General features: G+C 38.0%; 29 protein-coding genes and 5 tRNA genes. 9 read left to right on the forward strand and 25 right to left on the reverse strand.

Translation table 11 applies throughout. From position 1 onward, the window contains the following. Positions 1-2: 2 nt before the first annotated feature. The 10 genes from T546_RS0105500 to T546_RS0105545 all read right to left on the reverse strand — a co-directional run bounded on the left by T546_RS0105500 (position 3) and on the right by T546_RS0105545 (position 4793). Positions 3-206 carry a holin gene (locus T546_RS0105500; protein WP_026890763.1) on the reverse strand — a complete coding sequence of 68 codons (204 nt, stop codon included), beginning with the start codon at positions 204-206 and terminating at the stop codon, positions 3-5. Positions 207-301: 95 nt separating this feature from the next. Then, positions 302-895, reverse strand: coding sequence for a DUF1349 domain-containing protein (locus T546_RS0105505; RefSeq protein ID WP_026890764.1), 594 nt, complete (start codon positions 893-895; stop codon positions 302-304). 70 nt (positions 896-965) lie between these two features. Further along, positions 966-1388 (reverse strand): GNAT family N-acetyltransferase, encoded by a 423-nt coding sequence (locus T546_RS0105510; protein ID WP_026890765.1) that lies wholly within the window; start codon positions 1386-1388, stop codon positions 966-968. A gap of 11 nt (positions 1389-1399) precedes the next feature. Then, a complete protein-coding gene (locus T546_RS0105515; protein WP_026890766.1) occupies positions 1400-1897 on the reverse strand; it encodes a GNAT family N-acetyltransferase in 498 nt (165 codons plus the stop codon). 192 nt (positions 1898-2089) lie between these two features. Further along, positions 2090-2479, reverse strand: coding sequence for a hypothetical protein (locus tag T546_RS22880; protein WP_051629622.1), 390 nt, complete (start codon positions 2477-2479; stop codon positions 2090-2092). A 25-nt stretch (positions 2480-2504) separates the two neighbouring features. Continuing rightward, entirely contained in the window at positions 2505-2966 is a 462-nt protein-coding gene (locus tag T546_RS0105525) for a VOC family protein (RefSeq protein WP_026890767.1), read from the reverse strand. Positions 2967-2990: 24 nt separating this feature from the next. Further along, positions 2991-3353, reverse strand: coding sequence for a hypothetical protein (locus T546_RS0105530; protein WP_026890768.1), 363 nt, complete (start codon positions 3351-3353; stop codon positions 2991-2993). Between the two features lie 336 nt (positions 3354-3689). Further along, a complete protein-coding gene (locus T546_RS0105535; protein ID WP_026890769.1) occupies positions 3690-4013 on the reverse strand; it encodes a glutaredoxin in 324 nt (107 codons plus the stop codon). A gap of 217 nt (positions 4014-4230) precedes the next feature. After that, positions 4231-4407 (reverse strand): indolepyruvate ferredoxin oxidoreductase subunit alpha, encoded by a 177-nt coding sequence (locus T546_RS24970; RefSeq protein WP_084326180.1) that lies wholly within the window; start codon positions 4405-4407, stop codon positions 4231-4233. A 14-nt stretch (positions 4408-4421) separates the two neighbouring features. Then, complete coding sequence (locus tag T546_RS0105545; RefSeq protein ID WP_026890770.1) at positions 4422-4793, reverse strand: pyridoxamine 5'-phosphate oxidase family protein; 372 nt, start codon at positions 4791-4793, stop codon at positions 4422-4424. 170 nt (positions 4794-4963) lie between these two features. On the opposite strand from T546_RS0105545, the gene T546_RS0105550 reads away from it, so the two are divergent. Continuing rightward, a complete protein-coding gene (locus T546_RS0105550) occupies positions 4964-5461 on the forward strand; it encodes an Rrf2 family transcriptional regulator (protein ID WP_026890771.1) in 498 nt (165 codons plus the stop codon). Positions 5462-5599: 138 nt separating this feature from the next. Here the strand turns inward: T546_RS0105550 and T546_RS0105555 are convergent, their stop codons facing one another. The 4 genes from T546_RS0105555 to T546_RS25250 all read right to left on the reverse strand — a co-directional run bounded on the left by T546_RS0105555 (position 5600) and on the right by T546_RS25250 (position 8017). Continuing rightward, positions 5600-6121 (reverse strand): GNAT family N-acetyltransferase, encoded by a 522-nt coding sequence (locus tag T546_RS0105555; RefSeq protein ID WP_026890772.1) that lies wholly within the window; start codon positions 6119-6121, stop codon positions 5600-5602. Between the two features lie 352 nt (positions 6122-6473). Further along, on the reverse strand, positions 6474-7079 hold the full coding sequence (locus T546_RS0105560; RefSeq protein WP_026890773.1) for a DJ-1/PfpI family protein: 606 nt from the start codon (positions 7077-7079) through the stop codon (positions 6474-6476). 62 nt (positions 7080-7141) lie between these two features. Beyond that, positions 7142-7666 (reverse strand): GNAT family N-acetyltransferase, encoded by a 525-nt coding sequence (locus T546_RS0105565; RefSeq protein ID WP_026890774.1) that lies wholly within the window; start codon positions 7664-7666, stop codon positions 7142-7144. Positions 7667-7876: 210 nt separating this feature from the next. After that, positions 7877-8017, reverse strand: coding sequence for a hypothetical protein (locus T546_RS25250; RefSeq protein WP_156951295.1), 141 nt, complete (start codon positions 8015-8017; stop codon positions 7877-7879). Positions 8018-8192: 175 nt separating this feature from the next. Here T546_RS25250 and T546_RS0105575 point away from each other — a divergent pair, with 175 nt between their 5' ends. Together T546_RS0105575 and T546_RS0105580 are read left to right on the forward strand one after the other, a co-directional pair. After that, on the forward strand, positions 8193-9410 hold the full coding sequence (locus T546_RS0105575; RefSeq protein ID WP_026890775.1) for a 6-phosphofructokinase: 1218 nt from the start codon (positions 8193-8195) through the stop codon (positions 9408-9410). Between the two features lie 183 nt (positions 9411-9593). Next, entirely contained in the window at positions 9594-11234 is a 1641-nt protein-coding gene (locus T546_RS0105580; protein WP_026890776.1) for a sensor domain-containing diguanylate cyclase, read from the forward strand. Positions 11235-11275: 41 nt separating this feature from the next. On the opposite strand, the gene T546_RS0105585 is transcribed toward T546_RS0105580, so the two are convergent. The 3 genes from T546_RS0105585 to T546_RS0105595 form a co-directional block, all read right to left on the reverse strand. Then, positions 11276-11359 (reverse strand) — tRNA-Leu (locus tag T546_RS0105585). A 143-nt stretch (positions 11360-11502) separates the two neighbouring features. Then, positions 11503-11586 (reverse strand) — tRNA-Leu (locus tag T546_RS0105590). Positions 11587-11633: 47 nt separating this feature from the next. Beyond that, positions 11634-11717 (reverse strand) — tRNA-Leu (locus tag T546_RS0105595). 158 nt (positions 11718-11875) lie between these two features. Between T546_RS0105595 and T546_RS0105600 the strand changes: the two genes are divergently transcribed. Both T546_RS0105600 and T546_RS0105605 read left to right on the forward strand, forming a co-directional pair. Next, a tRNA-Leu gene (locus T546_RS0105600) sits at positions 11876-11959 on the forward strand. A gap of 52 nt (positions 11960-12011) precedes the next feature. Beyond that, positions 12012-12084: transfer RNA gene (locus T546_RS0105605), tRNA-Asn, on the forward strand. A 149-nt stretch (positions 12085-12233) separates the two neighbouring features. Here T546_RS0105605 and T546_RS0105610 read toward each other — a convergent pair. Beyond that, a complete protein-coding gene (locus T546_RS0105610; protein ID WP_166429799.1) occupies positions 12234-12476 on the reverse strand; it encodes a hypothetical protein in 243 nt (80 codons plus the stop codon). Between the two features lie 237 nt (positions 12477-12713). On the opposite strand from T546_RS0105610, the gene T546_RS0105615 reads away from it, so the two are divergent. Then, on the forward strand, positions 12714-13016 hold the full coding sequence (locus tag T546_RS0105615; protein WP_051629624.1) for a hypothetical protein: 303 nt from the start codon (positions 12714-12716) through the stop codon (positions 13014-13016). A 154-nt stretch (positions 13017-13170) separates the two neighbouring features. Here the strand turns inward: T546_RS0105615 and T546_RS0105620 are convergent, their stop codons facing one another. Further along, complete coding sequence (locus T546_RS0105620) at positions 13171-14070, reverse strand: SDR family oxidoreductase (RefSeq protein ID WP_026890779.1); 900 nt, start codon at positions 14068-14070, stop codon at positions 13171-13173. 322 nt (positions 14071-14392) lie between these two features. Here T546_RS0105620 and T546_RS0105625 point away from each other — a divergent pair, with 322 nt between their 5' ends. Further along, entirely contained in the window at positions 14393-14713 is a 321-nt protein-coding gene (locus tag T546_RS0105625; RefSeq protein WP_026890780.1) for a DMT family transporter, read from the forward strand. Between the two features lie 253 nt (positions 14714-14966). Here T546_RS0105625 and T546_RS0105630 read toward each other — a convergent pair whose 3' ends face one another. Both T546_RS0105630 and T546_RS0105635 read right to left on the reverse strand, forming a co-directional pair. Continuing rightward, positions 14967-15494, reverse strand: a complete 528-nt coding sequence (locus T546_RS0105630) for a GNAT family N-acetyltransferase (protein ID WP_026890781.1) — start codon at positions 15492-15494, stop codon at positions 14967-14969. A gap of 26 nt (positions 15495-15520) precedes the next feature. Continuing rightward, complete coding sequence (locus tag T546_RS0105635) at positions 15521-15973, reverse strand: MarR family winged helix-turn-helix transcriptional regulator (protein WP_024836179.1); 453 nt, start codon at positions 15971-15973, stop codon at positions 15521-15523. A 371-nt stretch (positions 15974-16344) separates the two neighbouring features. On the opposite strand from T546_RS0105635, the gene T546_RS0105640 reads away from it, so the two are divergent. Next, on the forward strand, positions 16345-16902 hold the full coding sequence (locus tag T546_RS0105640; RefSeq protein WP_024836180.1) for an SOS response-associated peptidase: 558 nt from the start codon (positions 16345-16347) through the stop codon (positions 16900-16902). A 320-nt stretch (positions 16903-17222) separates the two neighbouring features. On the opposite strand, the gene rplT is transcribed toward T546_RS0105640, so the two are convergent. The 3 genes from rplT to infC are packed head-to-tail and all read right to left on the reverse strand — an operon-like array spanning position 17223 to position 18328. Continuing rightward, a complete protein-coding gene (rplT, locus tag T546_RS0105645; RefSeq protein WP_024836181.1) occupies positions 17223-17579 on the reverse strand; it encodes a 50S ribosomal protein L20 in 357 nt (118 codons plus the stop codon). 29 nt (positions 17580-17608) lie between these two features. Next, positions 17609-17806 carry a 50S ribosomal protein L35 gene (gene rpmI / locus T546_RS0105650; protein ID WP_024836182.1) on the reverse strand — a complete coding sequence of 66 codons (198 nt, stop codon included), beginning with the start codon at positions 17804-17806 and terminating at the stop codon, positions 17609-17611. Between the two features lie 27 nt (positions 17807-17833). Then, positions 17834-18328 carry a translation initiation factor IF-3 gene (infC, locus tag T546_RS0105655; protein WP_024836183.1) on the reverse strand — a complete coding sequence of 165 codons (495 nt, stop codon included), beginning with the start codon at positions 18326-18328 and terminating at the stop codon, positions 17834-17836. A gap of 359 nt (positions 18329-18687) precedes the next feature. Here infC and T546_RS0105660 point away from each other — a divergent pair, with 359 nt between their 5' ends. After that, positions 18688-19119: an EamA family transporter gene (locus tag T546_RS0105660; RefSeq protein ID WP_278246285.1), complete on the forward strand. Its 432-nt coding sequence runs from the start codon at positions 18688-18690 to the stop codon at positions 19117-19119. A 43-nt stretch (positions 19120-19162) separates the two neighbouring features. Here the strand turns inward: T546_RS0105660 and T546_RS0105665 are convergent, their stop codons facing one another. Then, positions 19163-19477, reverse strand: coding sequence for a DUF1540 domain-containing protein (locus T546_RS0105665; RefSeq protein ID WP_024836185.1), 315 nt, complete (start codon positions 19475-19477; stop codon positions 19163-19165). Positions 19478-19572: the final 95 nt, after the last annotated feature.

A 19572-nucleotide genomic window follows, 5' to 3' on the forward strand; every position in this document is an offset into this window, starting at 1 on the left:
TACTATACTTTTAACTCCGGTAGTCCCGCAATGGATGTGAGCAGGGACATAATACCGGCAAGGGCGGCTGTGGAGCCCACCAGAGCCCAGTCAACACCTGACATCAACGCGGTTGTTCCAATAGCGGCTACGGCTGTCTGAGCCATTGTCTTAATCGCCCGGATTCCCGCAGCCCTGATCCATTTCTTCCAATATTCCTTGTCCATTTACTTGTCCTCCTTCTCTCTCTATATTTTATGCTCTAATATAAAATATGCCATAGATCAGTCGACTAGCACCTAGGAATGATTAAAATGTCTGATTATTTATGCTCTTTCCATTGACATTCTGTAAAAGCAATTTCAGTAAAGACGGCTTTAAAGGTGGAATGCTCCGGACTGCATGCGTAGATACCAAGCTGGATCTCATTATCACCTTCAAACAGATGGGCGATGCGCATCTGCTTATAATTCACTCCATCGTAGGAATTCTCAATGCAAAAATCCTGTTTTCTCCTGCTCAGCCGGTAATACATATACTTCTGAGATGCAGGAATATCTGTGGTTGCCCAATCGGAATATCCCAGATTTGTAACAACGCTTCCCAATCGCTGAAATGTTTCATTTTCATATTCAATGGAAGCCTTAATCCAGTTCTCGCTGTTTTGATATACAATGACACCACATTGGTCAAACCGATACTGACTGTCAAATTCAGTTCTCACTAAAAATGAAAAATACTGCTCATTGGTTTTTATCAATAAACCAGGTGCATTATCATTTTGAAAACCATAATACGTTCTTTGCCAGAAATCAGTTCCTGGCTCCGTATCAATTACAATTTCAGTCTCCTTAATTGTGTAGTTCTTTGGCTCGTTAATCCAAAAAAGAGCTTCTTTTTCAAATTTCAAATCCATATGTACGCCCCCCCTAAAATCGTAGTTTCTTTATTCACACAGATTTTATTATATTATTAAACTATATCTTCTAAAGCTCCAGGGATAATTCCATTCCAGGCCCCCGTTTCTCATTCGGCCGGGTGGAAAATCCCAGTTTTTGATAGAACGCCTCTTTTCCTTTGGCTGCAAAGAGTCCCAGGGTCAGATGTGTTTCTGGAATTCCGTGCTCTTTTGCATAAGCAATCAATCGTTCCATAATGGCTTTTCCAATGCCTTTTCCCTGATATGAGGGAAGAATGACAAGATCCTGGACATAACAGATACATACTCCATCGCCTACAAGTCGTCCCATACCAATCACCTGGCCTTCATCCATCACTGCAATTGTAAGCAGAGAGTTTTTCAATGCCTCTTCTCCCTGTTTCTCAGACAGTTTTCCCCAGCCAGCTGATACCCTTAGTCTGTTAAAATCTTTTTCCGTCAGAGTATTTTCCTTTATTTCGTATGTCATCGTCAGCTCCTTTATAAATTCTTTCTCATTTTATCACAAGTTAATATCATCCCATTTTCCTCAATATCAAAAGTTTCTAATTTATGAAAGCCATGAGAAAGATAAAATTTGATTGCCCGGCTATTGGATGATAAAACTTCCAGAATACAATATTTACACCCCATCATGATCATCTCTCTTTCAATCTTTTCAAAAAACCAGTGGCCAATGCCAAGACCAATGTATTGGGGCAGCAAGTAAAACGCATGCCATTGTGCAAAGCGATCATTTCCATCATAAGCAGTGCCAAACACAGTACTTCCAATAATTAATCCAGCGGATTCTGCAATAAGACAGGTGTCACCCGCCTTCACACTCTCCTGCAAAATCGGCACCCAGTGATCCGTTTTTAATGAAGATAGATAGTTTTCATCCATAAGCCCCCTGTAAGCGGAAACATAACTAACTGCAATCTGCGCGCTGACCTTTTCTATATCCTCCAAAGCAGGCATCCGGTATTTTATGTCCATTTTCTCCCTCCAAAAATGCAATTATTCCCTAGACCTTTTCTCTAACATTTGTTTAAGAATCATTATAACAACATTTCCGTCAATTTGTAATACAGCCTGTACCCACAAGAAAGATAGAGATTCATAGCCGGACTGTTGCTTTCCAGCATAAACAAAGTGGCTGCAAGTCCAATGAGTCTGCCATTGTCAAATTCATTTTCTCTCAATCAGCCATTCTTTCGCCTTTTCCAAGTCATCCATGCAGGTCATGGCAAATCTGGTATCAGTCTGTCTTTTTTTCACATAGCTCTTCATTTTTGATGTTAATCCCACAAATACCACTTTACGGAGTGGCTTCTCTAAATCAGCCAGGCTCCCAACAATCATATCTAATAGTTCGTTGTCAACCTCTGACTCATCTAATATAACAACAATAAAAGAGCTGGTAGATGGCCTTCCGATTACCAATAAATCCTGATGAAACTTTTGCTTTAACAGCTCCTTTTCGCCATAGAGCGCATCCAGATGCTCACACCAAATTTCTCCGCCACGATAAAAAAGAGAGAATGATTTCTTCTTTAAACCAAGTTCGTATTTTTCCATTGATTCATCTCCTGACTCTCTTTTTCTACTGGTCTCTTTTCTTTCTCCAGCTCTGCAGTTCAATAATATTGCCTTCCGGATCTCTTGCATAAACAAGAACTGCTTCCACACCGTCAGGATAATCTGCTGTAATTACCTCTCCCAGAGTTCCTCCCCCTGCGCGGATAATTTCGGACAAGGTCATTTCCACATCATCCACTTCAAATGCAAGATGGCCAAACCCGGGACGATTGATTTCTGGAGCCACAGACTCCTTGAGTGTATCATAAGAAAATATCTCAAGGGTAGGGTGGTCATCCCCATAACCAGGTAACAGCAGATGTTCTCCCTTGATATGGGAATCCTTCAAATTAGTGAGCCGGTCCACCCAATCCCCTTTTAAGTCTCTTTTCTCGTCAATGCTCCGGCAATGGAGAACTTCTTTATAAAATGCAATCAGTTTGTCCGTGTCTTTTGCTATTAAATTAGTATGTACATATCGAAACATATTCCGTTCCTTTCACTATGGTATTTAAGTCTCTCGTAACCGAAACATGGAGAACTCATTTAATGATGGCTTATGCCCCCCATCAAAGGAAAACTCGTCAAGTCCGCTCTGGCTGAAAAACCCTATTTCAAGTTTTCCCTCAAAATACTCTCCGTCTATTTCCTGTGATAAATGCCAGGCTATCTGTCTGGAAAAGCTATCCGGACCAACGCCCTTGCCGCCTATCGACAAATTCCCCTTTAGATTCGGATTTTCCTTAGCGACTAATACGGCAAGCTGGTACGCAGTAATAAAGCATCGTTCCCCATTATACTTTCCACTGCTGGAATTCCTTTCATTTTCCAGCAACGCCTTAACAATTGGTCGGATTTGAGTCCAATCTGACATAGTTTGACTCCTCTTCTATATTAAATTTTTGTTTATAGCCTTCATTGAGTGAGGTACTGAGATGATATTTTATATAATCAAGGAAATTTCGGACTTATTGAACAAGTTGAAGAGAGGTTGTTCCAAAGATATCTGGAATACAATCGTCATTTTGTGGGCATTTGTTATTAAATGGTTGTCTTAGGACCATTTTATCAACAAATATAGCAACTATCAATATTATATTTTAAATATATGATACTATGATAGATTCATCATTAATTCTTCGTTCCACCAAAGAGCGATAATTATATTAAAAAAGCGCCGGGCCGAAGCCAAGCGCTTAGTTATACAGTACTAACACTGTCCTTTTTTGTCAATGGAGCAGGAAAAAGCAGGAACTTCTGTGTCTTCCGTTTCATCAGGCAAATCTATATACTCACCAATATCAAATGTCTTTTCTCCATTATCCAGTATAAAAAATGGAATTCCAATCCTTCCAGAATCCTTGATTTCCTGAAAAATGGCATCATGATCGCGGTAAGCTAAAAATTCTTTCAAAGTAGCCGTGTCGCCTATGATATTCTTATATTCTAAATCAATATGATTAAGCGCAGTTAAACTCTTCTTGGCTTTCACGCAATCAGGACAAATCTCTGCTCCGTACATGGTTATCTTCATAGTTACCTCACATTCTGCATGTAGTAATATGCCAGTCTTTGTTAATGTTACCAATTTCATTATAAGCTTACTTATTTATTACGTCAATGTACTATATCAAATGTTTAATGATATTACATTGACTCTTTGCTTATTATGGCCGCTTCCGCTTATTATCATTAACTTTACATATTTTTAACTGCGCTTGATGACTCAAAAGAATCAATCATAGAATCCATCATATAGAGACTATGCATTTTTTCGGGCATATCATCTGGCAGGCACCACAATCCACACATTCAGTTTCATTAACTTTTCTTTTTCTTCCTGTCTCCTGGTAAATACAGTCAACAAGACAAACTCTCTGGCATTGTCCGCAGCCGATACATTGCTCACCATCAATTCTTCTGGACATGAAATACTCCCCAATTATATGGTTTGCTTACAGGACTCAACGGTAACTTCCAGTACCCTTGTTAAGAATGGGAACTTTTTGTACATCAAATCATAGTTCTCCCCTTCTTTTAAGAATCTGGCTGTTCCCTCTAAGACAAATCCAGTTCCCATGTGACGATATCCCATTACTTCTTTACTTCCAAGAGTAAGTGTAACCTTAGAATTCAGCTTAGTGTTCTCTTCTGTTTTAATCATTGCAGCAGCCGGTATTAAAACCTTATTGGAATCTACCAATTCTAAATAAGAATTCCATGTATTCGCCACGTGAGCTTCGTTATTTGCGCAGCTTACAATTGAAACTACACCTTCATGTTTTACTACCTCTAATAATTTTTCTGGAAACATCTGTTATATCCTCCTTTTATAGACTCATATTATCGTCGATATATATTATCTTTAATTATAATAATTCTATTACAGGAAAATGTCAACTCTTTTAATTAAAAAATATAAACCTTGAATTCACGGGACTCTTCCATTATGATATTACTAATACTTGTAAGGAGAATGAAAGAATGAAATTTTCAGTCGGAGTTGAATATGCATTGCATTGTTTGCTTTATATGATAAATGTGGATAAAGATAAATCGGTAGGTATCAGAGATTTGGCGACCTTTCAGGGAATATCCGAAAGTTATTTATCAAAGGTCTATGCGAGATTAAGCAAAAACGGCCTAATCAAATCGGTACCAGGCGTAAAAGGCGGCTATGCCTTGGCCCGGGATCCAAAAGAGATTTCTTTCTGGGATGTGGTTGAGGCTGTAGAAGGAAATGAGTCATTCTTTCAATGTGCAGAAATCAGACAGAACAGTATACTTGTAGATAAAAATAATCTCCCGGATTCATACACCAAATGTCCTTGCCTGATCAAAGTCGTAATGAATGAAGCGGAAAACGAAATGAAAAAATACCTGGAGCAAAAAACGTTGGCATGGCTGCATGAAGAGGTTTATTCAAATATTTTAACGAAAGAAGCAAAAGAAGCTACTAATTTGTGGTTCAATAAAGAATAGCTCCAAATCGGGTATCGCCAACCTGCAAAAAATGCGCCAGCCCAAAGACTGGCGCATTTACATATTCTTTTTACCAATGCCGTATTACCATATAATAAGTGAATAAAAATAAACTTTAATTACTACATAATTAATACCTTAATCTATAATTTTTTCAAATAGTAAGCTATCAGTCCAACCTTCTGCAGTCATAATATACTGAGTAAACTTACCCACAAATTGAAAACCATTTTTAATCAAAACTATCTGAGAACCTATATTTTGAGGAGAAGTTCCTGCCTCAATTCTATGCAAATTGTGTACCTTTTTGGCATTACTAATAATTATTTTTGCAGCTGCAGTTGCATATCCTTTTCCTTGATGTTTTTCACCAATACGATATCCTAACTCAGCTTTATTTAAAGGCCCTTTTATAACATCCGTAAGATTTATTCTGCCAACAACTTCAGCCCGTTCATTCGTTATTAAATACATAAAATGAACACCCAATTCTTGTTCTTTAACTAAATCTTTTACAATCTCTTCAAACGATACGTAATTGTAATAAGCTTCACTACGGGATAAACCAATAGCTTCAAAGTAAAGACGATTTTCTACCTCGAAATCAAATAATTTATTTGCATCATCTAAAGATAATAGTTTAACTGAAATATTTTCCAATGGGTACCTCCAATAATCTTTTCAATATTGCTCTATTGACCACAAGTAACATTATAATCCACCAGCTTTTATATATCGCAAATAAAGCGAGTAGATGGTGTTAACTAGAATAAAATAATATTAAACATTTTCCCTTACAGTATGTATATCAATTTTTATCTACTCTATTATATAATATAGTAAACCCTAATAACTATCAATATTAAGTTTTTATATATTCTAGTAGATAGAATCTCAGTTTTATAGATTTGCCACAATAAAAAACTAACATCATAAACTGATAGTTATTATAATTTTTACATATTCAATTTAATAGACTTCGCATTATGGTCATAATAAGAAAATCATTACATTAAATATTATAGAGGTCTAAATCATATTCCATTCTTTTAGCTGTCGTAATCGCAATTTCTTTTCCAACAAGTCTATGAAGAAGATAAAAAGACATATCGATTCCAGCTGAAATACCGCCAGATGTGATTATATTATTTTCATCAACATATTTAACTCCTCGCTGAACCTTTATTTCTTTGTACTCACTTTCTAGTCTATCTATATCCATCCAGTGTGTGGTTGCTCTTTTCCCATCTAATAATCCAGCCTCAGCCAATAAAAATGATCCTGTACACACTGATGCGAGAATATCACATTCCCCCGCTCTGGTCTTAATCCATTTTATAAGGATTTCATTATGAATTTCTATTTCCTCTGCTCCATACCCACCGGGTACAATTAAAATATCAAAATGAGGGCTATTATTAAAATCAAAATCGGGCTGAACTTTCAGACCATTTCGCGCGCTGATTAAATCTGTTGTTTGGGCAACGGTCTTTACTGTAAAAGGCTTCTGTTGATAATTTGCATATGAAGCAATTGAAAAAACTTCAAATGGACCGGCAAAATCCAGAACTTCAACTTCATTAAAAAGAAGTATACCAACGTTCCAATGCTTTTTCATATTTATTCCTCCAATCTCAATAGCTAGTAGTTTTCATTTGATTTATTGGATTCGCATTATGCTCATAATCTATCGTTCCATAGCTCATATGACGGGTGATACAATTCAGTTGGTTCATAATAATTATCTCCAATATATTGAAACCCCAACTTTGACAAAAGCATTTTCGATCCTTCATTTTGTGGATGGTGTCCCGCATACAACTTAACTGCTTTTAAAGTATCAAAACTGTAGTCAATGACGGCTCTCGCTGCTTCGGAAGCATATCCCATTCCCCAGAATTTCTTGCGCAGATGAAATCCAATTTCATAGCAACGTGGCTCAGAATCGAAAGGCCGAATACCGCAGCAACCAATCAGTTCATCTGTTGAAAGCTCGAAAATAGGCCAGTATTGTATCTGAAACAGTTTATCATTATTAATTTCTGTTTCCAAGCGGTGAAGGATATCTTGGTTTGAAAATATACCGGTAGCACAAATAAATCTTGTAACTTCTTTATCTCCCCATAACAGAGTCGCCAAATTCAAATCGGAATCATCCCATTTTGAGAAAGCAATCCGTTTTGTTTTCATAAATACTTCTCTCATTTTAAATGCCCCTTTATATAAATAATCTTAATGAGTAGAATACCAGAATACTTACTAAGTATCAATATTAAGTTTTCAAGGTACTGTAGTCCGTTAATTTCTGACCATATCACAAGAGCTGATGCATATCTCCGCTATCAGTGCTTATAAAATTCCACCATTTTCCATTCACATATTCTTCACAGGTCGTACAAAGTTTATTTACAACTTCTACAAACTTTTTTCATATCTCTCCTCTATACTTAAAACATAAACAAGAGCAACCCCAAAACTTGTTTGAACAAAAAACTTTTTTTCATAACTCGCCGGTGAAACCCACATTTCACCGGCTCCTCCCTTTTTATGGGGCATTTCTTACTACTTCCTCCATTTCCCATCCTTCCAAAATCAATAGTACTTACAGCTTTTACGCCTCTCAGACCGAAAAAGGGGTAAAATATAGGGAAATGACCGTTGCAAAGATACTCGTTCTATTATAGAATAGGAGACGTGCCTAAAGCATACGCAAATCTGGAGGATATATTACATGAAGAAAAACGCAATCGTAGGACAGTCCGGCGGCCCTACCGCTGTGATCAATGCAAGTCTTTACGGGATAATTAAAGAAGGAATGGCTCACGATGAAATCGACAGAGTTTACGGCATGATTAACGGCATTGAAGGCTTTATGTCCGGGAATTATATGGATTTATCAAATGACTTGACCGCAGAGGAACTAGAGCTGCTTAAATTAACACCTGCTGCTTATTTGGGCTCATGCCGCTATAAGCTTCCGGATGATCTCTCTTCTCCATTTTATCCGGCTCTGTTTGAAAAGTTCCGGGTTATGGACATCGGATATTTCTTTTATATCGGCGGAAATGATTCCATGGATACGGTGAGCAAACTTTCCCGCTATGCAGCCCATCACCAAAGCGACATCCGCTTTATCGGAATCCCAAAAACCATTGATAACGACCTGGTTCTCACAGACCACACTCCTGGATACGGCAGTGCGGCCAAATATGTGGCAGATACCGTTCGTGAAATTGTTTTGGACGCTTCCGTTTACCAGCAGAAGTCCGTTACCATCATAGAACTGATGGGGCGCCATGCTGGATGGCTTACTGCAGCCAGTGCCATGGCAAGAAAGTTTGAAGGTGACAACCCTGTACTTATCTACCTCCCTGAATCAGATTTTGATTTTGAACAGTTTACATCTGACGTAGATTCTGCTCTACAAAAGAAAAATTCAATTATTATCTGTGTATCAGAAGGGCTCTCCGATTCCAACGGCAAATTCATTTGTGAATACGCAGATGAAGCCCGTTTGGATACCTTCGGCCACAAAATGCTCACAGGAAGCGGTAAGATGCTGGAAAACTATGTTAGGGACCGTTTTGGGGTAAAGGTACGTTCCATAGAGCTGAATGTCAGCCAAAGATGCAGCGGAATGCTGGCTTCTGCTGTTGATATAGAAGAATCTGTTGAGGCAGGTGTCAAAGGAGTAAAAACTGCATTAGACGGCATAACAGGAATGATGATCGCTTTTAAGCGCACTGCTGATTCCCCTTATACCATGGAATGCGTTACCGTAGACGTAAACGAAGTATGTAACAAGGAAAAACTATTTCCAAATGAATGGATTAGTAAAAATGGTACTGATGTTACAGACGATTTTTTAACCTATGCACTCCCTCTTATTCAGGGTGAGCCTGAGAGAAAGATGGAAGGCGGCCGTCCGGTCTATCTATATAGAAAATAAAATAGTAACGTATTTAAAAAAGGATAGCTTTCGGGCTATCCTTTTTTCGGTTTCACTCCCAGCGGGAAATAAAACAATTTTTGTTTATTTGTAATATATTATTGCATTTTTTTACAACATGTCTCATATATTTTATATAAGACCAATTCTATATTAAAAAGCACTTATGGGAGAAAGTGAACGATGAACGAAGAATATTTTTTAGACCGCATTCCCTGCGGCTTACTGAAGCTAAAAGCCCAGGAGCCTTTTTCAATTTTCTATTGTAACCAGACGGTCAGGGACTGGTTCTGTCTGCACGCATGTTTAAAAGATCTTGTCTGCGAAGCGGATTACGAAGCAATTGTAAAAGAAATACAAAGCCACCTTAAAACTACGATTAATCGGTTTGTTTTGGAATTCAGAGCCAGAAATACAGAGACATGCATCTGGCTTTCCATGGATGCCAATTACATCTCAGAGGATGGATTTTTATACTGTTGTGTTACCGACATAACAGACATTAAAAAGTCCCAGGAGCGGCTGCGGCTCAGAGAAGAACAATATCGCCTTGCAACTCAGCATTCCAGTTGTCTTGTCAGCATCTACGATATTTCTTCCAGAAGCATTTCTCCCACCCCGGAATTTTCCAGGAATTTTCCATTCCCTTATACCCAGTCTCTATCTCCTGAATCTCTTATTGAAAATGACATCGTACATAAAGAAAGCATTGAGGATTTTCTACAGTTCTTTCAAACGATGGAAGACGGAGCTGCGGAAGGAAAATGCATTGTACGCTTAAAAACAGGAGGGGATTACCGCTGGTTCTCCACCCGCTATTCACTTGTGTATGGGGAATCAAAGTCTCCTATTCGCAGCATTATATCCTATCAGGATATCACGGATGAATATGAGAAAGAACTGGCCTATCAACGATGGATGGAATACATGGAGGAGCAGAAAAGAAACTGTATCGGCTACTATGAATACAATATAAAGTTTGACCTGTTTGAGGAAATTATCGGAGAGTTGAAATGCAATATGCCGGATTACGCCTCCAATACGTTTTCTGAGATCATGGGATACGTAGCGGAACATTTTATTTACGAAGAGGACAAGGAAGCGTATCTGAAATTTTTCAACAAAGACCAGCTGCTTCATCATTATTATAGAGGGAACCGCTCTCTCCAAATGGAGCACCGGAGAGTAAAGCCAGACGGCAGAATCTTCTGGGCCAATGCCACTGTACAGATCGTCTGTGATCCTTATAATGATTCCATTAAGGCATTTATCCTGATCAAGGATATTGATGACTCCAAACGGGAAGCCATCTCCTTGCAGGAACTTTCAGAGCTTGATTCCCTTACAGGGCTGTTAAATCGGGCAACTGCCATAAGGTCCATACGCCATATACTGAAAAGCTGCCCTACTCATCATATTCTCATTATGCTGGATATAGACCGTTTCAAGCAATTAAATGACAGCTATGGGCATCAGTTTGGTGATAAGGCCCTTCATAGAGCGGCTTCCAGATTAAAGTCCGCGTTAAGACGAGAGGATATATTCGGACGCATGGGTGGAGATGAATTCATTATATTGTTAAAGGATGTATCATACAGCATTGACTTATATACGAAACTGGAAAATCTCTGTAATTTAATAACAAGTGCCTTGGAACCGGAAATTCATATATCGGGAAGCCTTGGAACTGCCGCATTTCCAGAGGATGGAACCTGTTTCGAAGAATTGTATGAAAAAGCGGATATCGCTCTATATCACGCAAAAAAACACGGCCGCAATCAATATACGGTTTATGAACCTGGTATGAATATGAAAGAGTGCTGAAAACAGTAGTTTTCAGCACTCTTATGTTTTGGAGCATTTCATGCAGAAGAAGGGACTTGAACCCTCAAGGTATTGCTACCACACGGACCTGAACCGTGCGCGTCTGCCAATTCCGCCACTTCTGCTCATCAATTGTATAAATTGGATAACCAATTCGTACAATTATATTACTATACTTCCAGCAATTAATCAAGCACTTTTTTATATTTTTAAATGCTCTCTTATGCGGATAAAAAAAGAACCCTTTGTTAAGGATTCTTTTTATTAATGCGGGAGATGGGACTTGAACCCACACGATCATACAACCACAAGATCCTTAGTCTTGCCTGTCTGCCAATTCCAGCACTCCCGCACGTCATTTTATAAAACCAAACAGCCATGACATTCTGTAAGGTTTCATGCAGAAGAAGGGACTTGAACCCTCAAGGTATTGCTACCACACGGACCTGAACCGTGCGCGTCTGCCAATTCCGCCACTTCTGCATTTCGTTGTTATCTCTCGCAACAACAATAGCTATTATAGTATACAAGCACTATTATGTCAATATCTTTTTTCCAATTTTTTTCAAATTGTTTTTTGTATATATTTTTCAAAAAACATTGACAATAATCAAAAAGGATGATAAGATTACTTTCGTTGCGCGGGAGTGCTGGAATTGGCAGACAGGCAAGACTAAGGATCTTGTGGTTGTATGATCGTGTGGGTTCAAGTCCCATCTCCCGCATTTTTATTTTTTTATTGACATATCTCTATTTTGAGGTATAATAATAAAGTATTCCTCGATAGCTCAGTCGGTAGAGCAAACGGCTGTTAACCGTTGGGTCGTAGGTTCAAGTCCTACTCGGGGAGTTTTAAATCACACCTTTGGTGTGATTTTTTATTTTATAAAAGAGCTGCTGTAAAAGAAACTTTGGTGTCGACGACACCATTATTTCTTGTTACAGCAGCTCTTTATAATTTATGACGATTGGCATATTTTCTATTAATATTGAATAATATTAAACGTACATACCTAACAAGGTAGTACTTAGGTGTTTGCGAGCACCCGTATTATTGGGCGGAAGGTCTCTATCTCCTGTAGATCTTCCGCTTCTTTTCATATTAGCATCCACAATCATCATCATTATCATCATTATTATTATCCCATCTGCATCCGCAATGGCGAAAACCATCCCAATAGCCTCTCCAGTAAGCTCTTCTTCTCTCTTCCTCGCAATCATCATTTGATCCATTGCAATCATTGTTCCAGTTGTTACCGCAACGACGATTCCAATTGTTGTTACAAGAACCCCAAAAACAGCCCATACAGTACACCTCTTTTCTAATATTTATACCTTATTGTATGAGAAGTACAGACAAGATGTGAGCCCACACCTTCCAGGCTCTAAATTACAAGGAAATGAATTCTATTTTTCATTAACTGCTTTCATCCTTCTTCATATATTATTAATATAAATAACAAAAAAGGATGTAATAATATGCCTCCATTCCCCCCTAATAATAATTTCGGCGGTCCCATGCCAATGGGCCCACCTCCTTCCAGACCACCACAGAAACCGGCGCAGATGCGCTCAGGAACCAGAATGGTAGATGCAGGTTCTATTCGTTACTGTATTGGTCGTTTTACCTATATCTGGATGCGCAATGGTCAGGAATTCTGGTTCTTCCCCATTCAAGTTTGGCGTAACAGTGTTTCTGGCTTCCGTTGGGACAGAAGATTTGGCTGGTCATATGCCGGAATTTCCTTAAACCGGATTGATATGTTTACCTGCTCCCGTTAAGAAAGAAGCAAAGGTCCATAAAGGATTATTTGGCAACTCTTGCTCTTCTCTGCAACTAACATTCCTTTTCAGGTAAATGTTAATTCCAGGGAGGAGCATTTTGCTTGATATTAATCCTATCTTTCACAGTAAAAAATGGTTCAATGTCCTGGCATTAAGACTGCATACTGGCTCCTCCGTCTACATGAAGAACCTGACCTGTCACATAAGAAGAATCATTGCTTGCCAGATAAACATAGGTTGGGGCAAGCTCCACTGGCTGCCCGGCTCTTCTCATTGGGGTATTAGATCCAAAGGTAGGGATACGATCTGCCGGCTGGCTCGCTGGCTGAAGAGGCGTCCAGATCGGACCAGGTGCAACTGCATTTACCCGAATTCCTTTTGATACCAGGGAACGGGCCATAGACCGGGTAAAGCTGACAATCGCTCCTTTCGTGCTGGAATAATCAATCATCTGATCATTTCCCGTGTAGGCCAGGACAGAAGCTGTGCTGATTATGGTACTACCCTTTGTAAGATAAGGCACGGCAAACTTCGTCATCATAAAGATTCCAAAGAAGTTTACTTCAAATGTAAATAGCATCTGTTCTATAGGTATATTCTCAATACCATTTTGGGGAAACTGGACTCCCGCATTATTAACCAGAATATCCAGACCTCCCAAAGCGGAAACAGTTTTTTCTATGGAGCTCCTGCAAAACGATTCATCCCTGATATCTCCTGATATCAAAAGACATTTTCGGCCTTGAGCTTCGATATAGGCTTTTGTTATTTGTGCATCTTCGTGTTCATCATAATAAACAATACAAACATCAGCTCCTTCTTTTGCAAATGCAATGGATACCGCTCTTCCTATTCCACTGTCCCCGCCAGTAACTAAAGCCACTTTGTCCATAAGCTTTCCTGTGCCAATATAATTCGGATCATCAAATACCGGGGGAGGATCCATAAGAGTTTCTAATCCCGGCTGCGCCGGCTGGTGCTGGGGAGGAAACTGAATGGGGACTTGCTGACAAACTTCCTCATAACCTAAATATGGATAGAATTCAGACAAAACTTCTCTCCTATCTAACTAATTTCTTTTATTATTTATATATTGATAAATCCATTGTGCGGTTACTGTTTTTCAAAAAAGTTTATCTGTATTATAATCATGGACTTAATTTTCTTTTTTCCAAACTTTAAAATAATTCTTTAGTGTTTAATTAAATTTTCGCAAATACCCTTTGACAAATCCCTTTGGATAAATTATAATGAAACAAATAAATAATGATACGTTGCCGCCGGGCAACAAAATGAACATTCAATTATCATGTCGTTAGGCCATAGAAGACATGAGATTTGGGTGTTTTTTTCATTTAAAGGAGGATATTAAAATGGCATGGATCTTTTTGTTTATTGCAGGAATTGTTGAGGTTGTATGGGCTACATTATTAAAGCTATCCGACGGTTTTAGTAAACCTATATTTACCGTTGGCACCATCGCAGGAATGATAATCAGTTTTTACTTTCTATCTCAGGCGACTAAAGTACTTCCCTTGGGTACTGCTTATGCAATCTGGACAGGAATCGGGGCCATTGGCGCAACCATTGTAGGAGTACTCATATTCAATGAGTCAATGACATTGGCGCGAGGCTGTTTCGTTATCATGTTAATTGTAGGTATTATAGGTCTTAAATTTACATCGGCACATTAGCTCTCAAAGATGCTCTGTTTTATATACAATAGAATACGGTGTTTAAGTTGATTCTCATAATATGAAATATTAAAGAATTATAGATTCTAAAAAAGACGATTGCCAAATTTCTGGCGTCGTCTTTTTAATTTACTCATTTAATAAAATAAATCTATAATTAAAATGATACATTTATTAATTTATATTACCACGAACTATTACATATCAATAAACCAATGCCTAAATCAATGACGATCTCATTTATCGAATATTTTTAAGATAACTTAACTAAATTTTTAACCAGAATCAAATCAGTCTGCTCCTCTTCTCCCATAAAAAAGGCATGAGAGCCAATTGGACAAAAGCCCATTCTTTCATAGAAAGCCAGTGCATCATGATTTTCTTCCCAGACTCCAAGCCAAACTTCCTTCTTATATTGAACTTTTGCAATCTCTATGGCTTTTTGAATTAATTGTTCTCCAAGTTTCTTTCTTTGATATTTTTTTCTGATATAAATCCGTTCAATTTCCAAAGTTTCATTACCCATCTTTTCTGTCTGAGAGTCCCCTGTATTTACTTTTAAGTATCCAGCCATTTCATTATTATAAAAAATGAAGTAAAATTCTGTACTTTTATCTTCAAGCTCTTTTATAAGTTTTTGTTTAGAAAATGCCTTTTCTATATATTCTTTTATGCTTTCCGGTGAATTTTGAGATTCAAACGTGTCTACGAATGTTTCAATACCTATTTCTCTCAGTTCCTCTGCATTCTCATAGTTGGCTTTTTTAATATATACTTTCATAACTTCTAATTACTCCTATTTAACTATTAATAGATTCTCTTTTTTCCGTTTTTAACATTCTTCCAATCTACTTCAATATTCTTTCTGGCTCTGTGTAATAGCTGATAAAAAATTTCTTTTTCTTCATCTGAAAATCCGGTCAAAACTACCTGATTTGAATGAGTGTTCTCCCTAATAATAAATGGATAAACATTAGAACCTTTAATCGTTGAATAGAGCTTTTTAATTTTTTTATTATCCTTATCACTTTGCTTTTCAATGAATTCATTCATCTCAAGCTTTTGAATAGCTCGCGCAGCAGTAGCACGGTCAACCTTAATTAAATCAATCAATTTTTCCTGAATAATGCCTGGGTTCTCACAAATTCTTACAAGATATAGATATTGACCTTTTGTCAGTTCAAGTTCCTTAAATTCTATATTACTTATAGAGTCCAAAGCTCTGGATATCATACCTATTTCCCTTAAAACTTCTACCATTACCTCATCTCCTATTTTTTTACTTTCTTATCATTATAAAGTATTTTTGTTGCAAATGCAATAATTATCTTCTTCCATTTTATACTAAACTTGCAATAGCTTATGCTCATAGATATTTCTATATTTTGCTATGCATTAAAAGATTTTAAAATTGTCTGCATAATTACGAGTTACAAAATCAAAATTTATGTTGTAGATTACTAATTTATTATGGTACTATGAAAATGTAAAATAATTTAACATATCTACATATTTAATGTAACTAATGGCAGATACTATTACCATAAAAATTTATGAAACACTGAATTTGAATTTCAAAACAGATAAAAAGAATTGCTTATTATATTCATATAGAAAGGCGGTTGATTCCTATGTGCGGAAGATATTATATCGAAATAGATAACGCGGAATTTCGCTCCATTATAGCCGAGGTGGAGAGAAATACAGCAATTAAGACAGGGGAAATCTATCCTACTAATGTAGCTCCTGTTTTATCACCAACCGGAGTCATGACGGCCATGCGCTGGGGATTTCCAAAATTTGATGGTAAGGGTGAAATTATAAATGCCCGAAGCGAAACCGCTGCTGAGAAGAGTATGTTTCGAAATCCAATGATGGAAGGTCGTTGCCTGATCCCTGCCAGCTGGTATTTTGAATGGGAGAAACGTGGTACGAAAAAAATAAAATATGCGTTGATGAATCCCAATAAGAAGCCAGTATGGATGGCTGGTCTATCTAAAATCGACTATAAGACAGGTCTTCCCTCTTATGTGGTATTAACCCGCCCTGCCTGGTCTGGAATTTCTTTTATACACGATAGGATGCCGGTTATATTGCCGGAAGAACGCCATGACGAATGGCTGAATGGCCACGATCCGGTAGGCACTATGAATCGGGCTGTGAATGAGGTTAGTTATGAGATGGTATAATTGCGACATGCAATACGCCTTTAATAATAGGTTTAAAATTAGACAAAAACAATAATACAACTCGTTAAGACAAAGAAACTACCAGCTATCAGTATAATGCTGGTAGTTCTTTTTGCATGCAACATTTTACTTCATGCAGAATGCTTTTGAAGAAACGAACAAAGTTCCTGTAAGATAGTAGTTCGCGTGTATATTACGCGTATATTGCTCGTATACTGCGCGTATATTACAAACTTAAATCTACTCATTTGCTCCATCTAAGGGTAACAAAAAACCCCGCAAACACGAAGTCTTTGGGGTCGTTCTATCTTTATATATAATTAAGCCACTTTAGATTTTGCAAGTTCTGCTAATTTAGCAAAGCCAGCTGCATCGTTAACAGCCATGTCAGCCAGAACTTTTCTGTTCAAGTCAACACCAGCTAACTTTAATCCGTGCATAAATACGCTGTAGGATACTCCATTGATACGAGCTGCTGCATTGATACGAGCAATCCATAACTGTCTGAACTGTCTCTTTCTCTGTTTTCTGCCTGCGTAGGAGCTTGTTAATGCTCTCATTACGGACTGCTTTGCTACTCTATACTGTTTGGAACGAGCGCCTCTGTAGCCTTTAGCCATCTTTAACACTCTATTATGTTTTTTCTTAGCGTTCATACCGCCTTTAATTCTTGCCATCGGTTTTTCCTCCTTCTTAACTTAAAATCTTATAAATATGGTAAAATCTTTTTCATTACTTTTGCGTTAGTTGCATCTGTAACAATATCTTTTCTAAGGTTTCTTTTTCTCTTAGTTGATTTCTTAGTTAAGATGTGGGATTTGTAAGCTTTATTTCTTACAAGCTTTCCTGTTCCTGTAACTTTGAAGCGTTTTGCTGCTGCTTTGCTTGTTTTTAATTTAGGCATTGTATTTTCCTCCTTGATAATGTTCTTTTAGCGTTTTGCGGTTAAAAACATAACCATGCTTCTTCCTTCCACCTTTGACGGCTTGTCAATGGTCGCTATATCAGCCAGCTTTTCTGCAAAATCATCCAGAATGTATTTAGACTTAGACATATGCGCCATCTCACGACCTCTGAAACGTAAGGTTACCTTAACTTTATCTCCTTTTTCCAGGAACTTTCTTGCGGCTCCCATCTTCGTGTTCAAATCATTCGTGTCGATGTTAGGAGATAAACGAACTTCTTTTATTTCGATTACCTTCTGCTTCTTTTTAGCTTCTTTTTCTTTTCTTGCCAGCTCGTAACGATATTTACCGTAGTCAATAATCTTACAAACCGGTGGTTTCGCAGTCGGAGCAATTTTTACCAAGTCAAGCTCTGCTTCCTTTGCAAGCTGCATCGCGTCTTTGGTAGCCATAATCCCTAACTTTTCTCCGTTTTCACCAATCAACAGAATCTCTTTATCCCGGATCTGTTCATTAATCATTAAATCGCTAATTGTCGTGCACCTCCATCATATAGTGTGTGTATTGGTCGGAATCCACATTGCTCGCCCATAGGCATAAAAAAAAGTAGATAGACAAACGCTATCCACCACCAAAGTCTCTACACAGTACACCTATGTATCAAAGGCTATGAACCAGGGACACTTACTCGTGCCGTGGTGAGGCGGATACCTACTTTCCTGTCTGTTGTTTCCACAACTTATATTATGATACAATAAAACAATCTTTTTGTCAATCTATTTTTTTCAGTTACCATTTCTCAGGAAAATTCCACTTGTATTCTTCTATATATAACGTTACAATTTATGGTAATGCACATGAGATGTGCATTATAATATGAATGAAAAGGAGTTATATTATGTGGTTTATTTTTGCAATCCTTTCTTCTATCTTTGCCGCACTCACTTCCATTCTGGCAAAGCTTGGGATCGAAAATGTCAATTCCAATCTGGCCACTGCGATTAGAACCTTCGTGGTATTAATCATGGCCTGGGGCATTGCTTTTCTCACCGGAGGCATGAGCGGAATTTCTGAAATAAGTAAAAAAAGCTGGATATTCCTTATATTATCCGGACTTGCAACTGGAGCATCCTGGATCTGCTATTACAAGGCGCTTCAGATTGGTGAGGCCACGAAAGTGGTTCCGGTGGATAAATTCAGCATTGTTCTCACCATGCTTTTGGCATTTGTTATTCTTCACGAGCAGATTACTGTATATAAGCTGATCGGTATCCTGCTCATCACAGCGGGAACCTTTGTTATGCTAATATAAAAAGATGCGCCAGGCCAATACCTGCGCATCTTTTCATTTTCGTTTAACGTGTTTTAAATGTGGCACACTCGGTATGCTCTGCCTGACTTGCACCATCGCCTGCAATGCCGATATGCTCTGCAGAACAGTGGCGGCCTTCGTTGTAAACACAGTTTACAGCTTCGCAGTCCACTTCCAGACGGCTTTCCGGTGTTTTAAACAGGTTGCGGAAAGAACCATCTTTATTTTCGTCAAAGCTGCCGCAGCAGGTATCGTAGGTATCCTTTGCCTGATTTCCTTCTACAATAATAGCAGATTTGCAACAGAAATTATCAGAGTTATGGAGACAACTTGTTACATTGCAGTCTAATTTCGTCATAGCACATTACCTCCTGGCATTCTTATTGAGATTATATTTCAGGAAGTAGTATGCACCATGGGGAAGGATAATATTCTCACGAATATCGTCCTTCC

It is taken from the genome of [Clostridium] aerotolerans DSM 5434 (genome assembly GCF_000687555.1).
GTDB classification, from domain to species: Bacteria; Bacillota; Clostridia; order Lachnospirales; family Lachnospiraceae; genus Lacrimispora; species Lacrimispora aerotolerans.

Excerpts from the sequence above, each read along its gene's own strand:
- T546_RS0105500 (WP_026890763.1), bottom strand. The coding sequence starts at position 206 with ATGGACAAGGAATATTGGAAGAAATGGATCAGGGCTGCGGGAATCCGG.
- T546_RS0105505 (WP_026890764.1), bottom strand. The coding sequence starts at position 895 with ATGGATTTGAAATTTGAAAAAGAAGCTCTTTTTTGGATTAACGAGCCA.
- T546_RS0105510 (WP_026890765.1), bottom strand. The coding sequence starts at position 1,388 with ATGACATACGAAATAAAGGAAAATACTCTGACGGAAAAAGATTTTAAC.
- T546_RS0105515 (WP_026890766.1), bottom strand. The coding sequence starts at position 1,897 with ATGGACATAAAATACCGGATGCCTGCTTTGGAGGATATAGAAAAGGTC.
- T546_RS22880 (WP_051629622.1), bottom strand. The coding sequence starts at position 2,479 with ATGGAAAAATACGAACTTGGTTTAAAGAAGAAATCATTCTCTCTTTTT.
- T546_RS0105525 (WP_026890767.1), bottom strand. The coding sequence starts at position 2,966 with ATGTTTCGATATGTACATACTAATTTAATAGCAAAAGACACGGACAAA.
- T546_RS0105530 (WP_026890768.1), bottom strand. The coding sequence starts at position 3,353 with ATGTCAGATTGGACTCAAATCCGACCAATTGTTAAGGCGTTGCTGGAA.
- T546_RS0105535 (WP_026890769.1), bottom strand. The coding sequence starts at position 4,013 with ATGAAGATAACCATGTACGGAGCAGAGATTTGTCCTGATTGCGTGAAA.
- T546_RS24970 (WP_084326180.1), bottom strand. The coding sequence starts at position 4,407 with ATGTCCAGAAGAATTGATGGTGAGCAATGTATCGGCTGCGGACAATGC.
- T546_RS0105545 (WP_026890770.1), bottom strand. The coding sequence starts at position 4,793 with ATGTTTCCAGAAAAATTATTAGAGGTAGTAAAACATGAAGGTGTAGTT.
- T546_RS0105550 (WP_026890771.1), top strand. The coding sequence starts at position 4,964 with ATGAAATTTTCAGTCGGAGTTGAATATGCATTGCATTGTTTGCTTTAT.
- T546_RS0105560 (WP_026890773.1), bottom strand. The coding sequence starts at position 7,079 with ATGAAAAAGCATTGGAACGTTGGTATACTTCTTTTTAATGAAGTTGAA.
- T546_RS0105565 (WP_026890774.1), bottom strand. The coding sequence starts at position 7,666 with ATGAGAGAAGTATTTATGAAAACAAAACGGATTGCTTTCTCAAAATGG.
- T546_RS25250 (WP_156951295.1), bottom strand. The coding sequence starts at position 8,017 with ATGCCCCATAAAAAGGGAGGAGCCGGTGAAATGTGGGTTTCACCGGCG.
- T546_RS0105575 (WP_026890775.1), top strand. The coding sequence starts at position 8,193 with ATGAAGAAAAACGCAATCGTAGGACAGTCCGGCGGCCCTACCGCTGTG.
- T546_RS0105580 (WP_026890776.1), top strand. The coding sequence starts at position 9,594 with ATGAACGAAGAATATTTTTTAGACCGCATTCCCTGCGGCTTACTGAAG.
- T546_RS0105610 (WP_166429799.1), bottom strand. The coding sequence starts at position 12,476 with ATGATTGCAATGGATCAAATGATGATTGCGAGGAAGAGAGAAGAAGAG.
- T546_RS0105615 (WP_051629624.1), top strand. The coding sequence starts at position 12,714 with ATGCCTCCATTCCCCCCTAATAATAATTTCGGCGGTCCCATGCCAATG.
- T546_RS0105625 (WP_026890780.1), top strand. The coding sequence starts at position 14,393 with ATGGCATGGATCTTTTTGTTTATTGCAGGAATTGTTGAGGTTGTATGG.
- T546_RS0105630 (WP_026890781.1), bottom strand. The coding sequence starts at position 15,494 with ATGAAAGTATATATTAAAAAAGCCAACTATGAGAATGCAGAGGAACTG.
- T546_RS0105635 (WP_024836179.1), bottom strand. The coding sequence starts at position 15,973 with ATGGTAGAAGTTTTAAGGGAAATAGGTATGATATCCAGAGCTTTGGAC.
- T546_RS0105640 (WP_024836180.1), top strand. The coding sequence starts at position 16,345 with ATGTGCGGAAGATATTATATCGAAATAGATAACGCGGAATTTCGCTCC.
- rplT (WP_024836181.1), bottom strand. The coding sequence starts at position 17,579 with ATGGCAAGAATTAAAGGCGGTATGAACGCTAAGAAAAAACATAATAGA.
- rpmI (WP_024836182.1), bottom strand. The coding sequence starts at position 17,806 with ATGCCTAAATTAAAAACAAGCAAAGCAGCAGCAAAACGCTTCAAAGTT.
- infC (WP_024836183.1), bottom strand. The coding sequence starts at position 18,328 with ATGATTAATGAACAGATCCGGGATAAAGAGATTCTGTTGATTGGTGAA.
- T546_RS0105660 (WP_278246285.1), top strand. The coding sequence starts at position 18,688 with ATGAAAAGGAGTTATATTATGTGGTTTATTTTTGCAATCCTTTCTTCT.
- T546_RS0105665 (WP_024836185.1), bottom strand. The coding sequence starts at position 19,477 with ATGACGAAATTAGACTGCAATGTAACAAGTTGTCTCCATAACTCTGAT.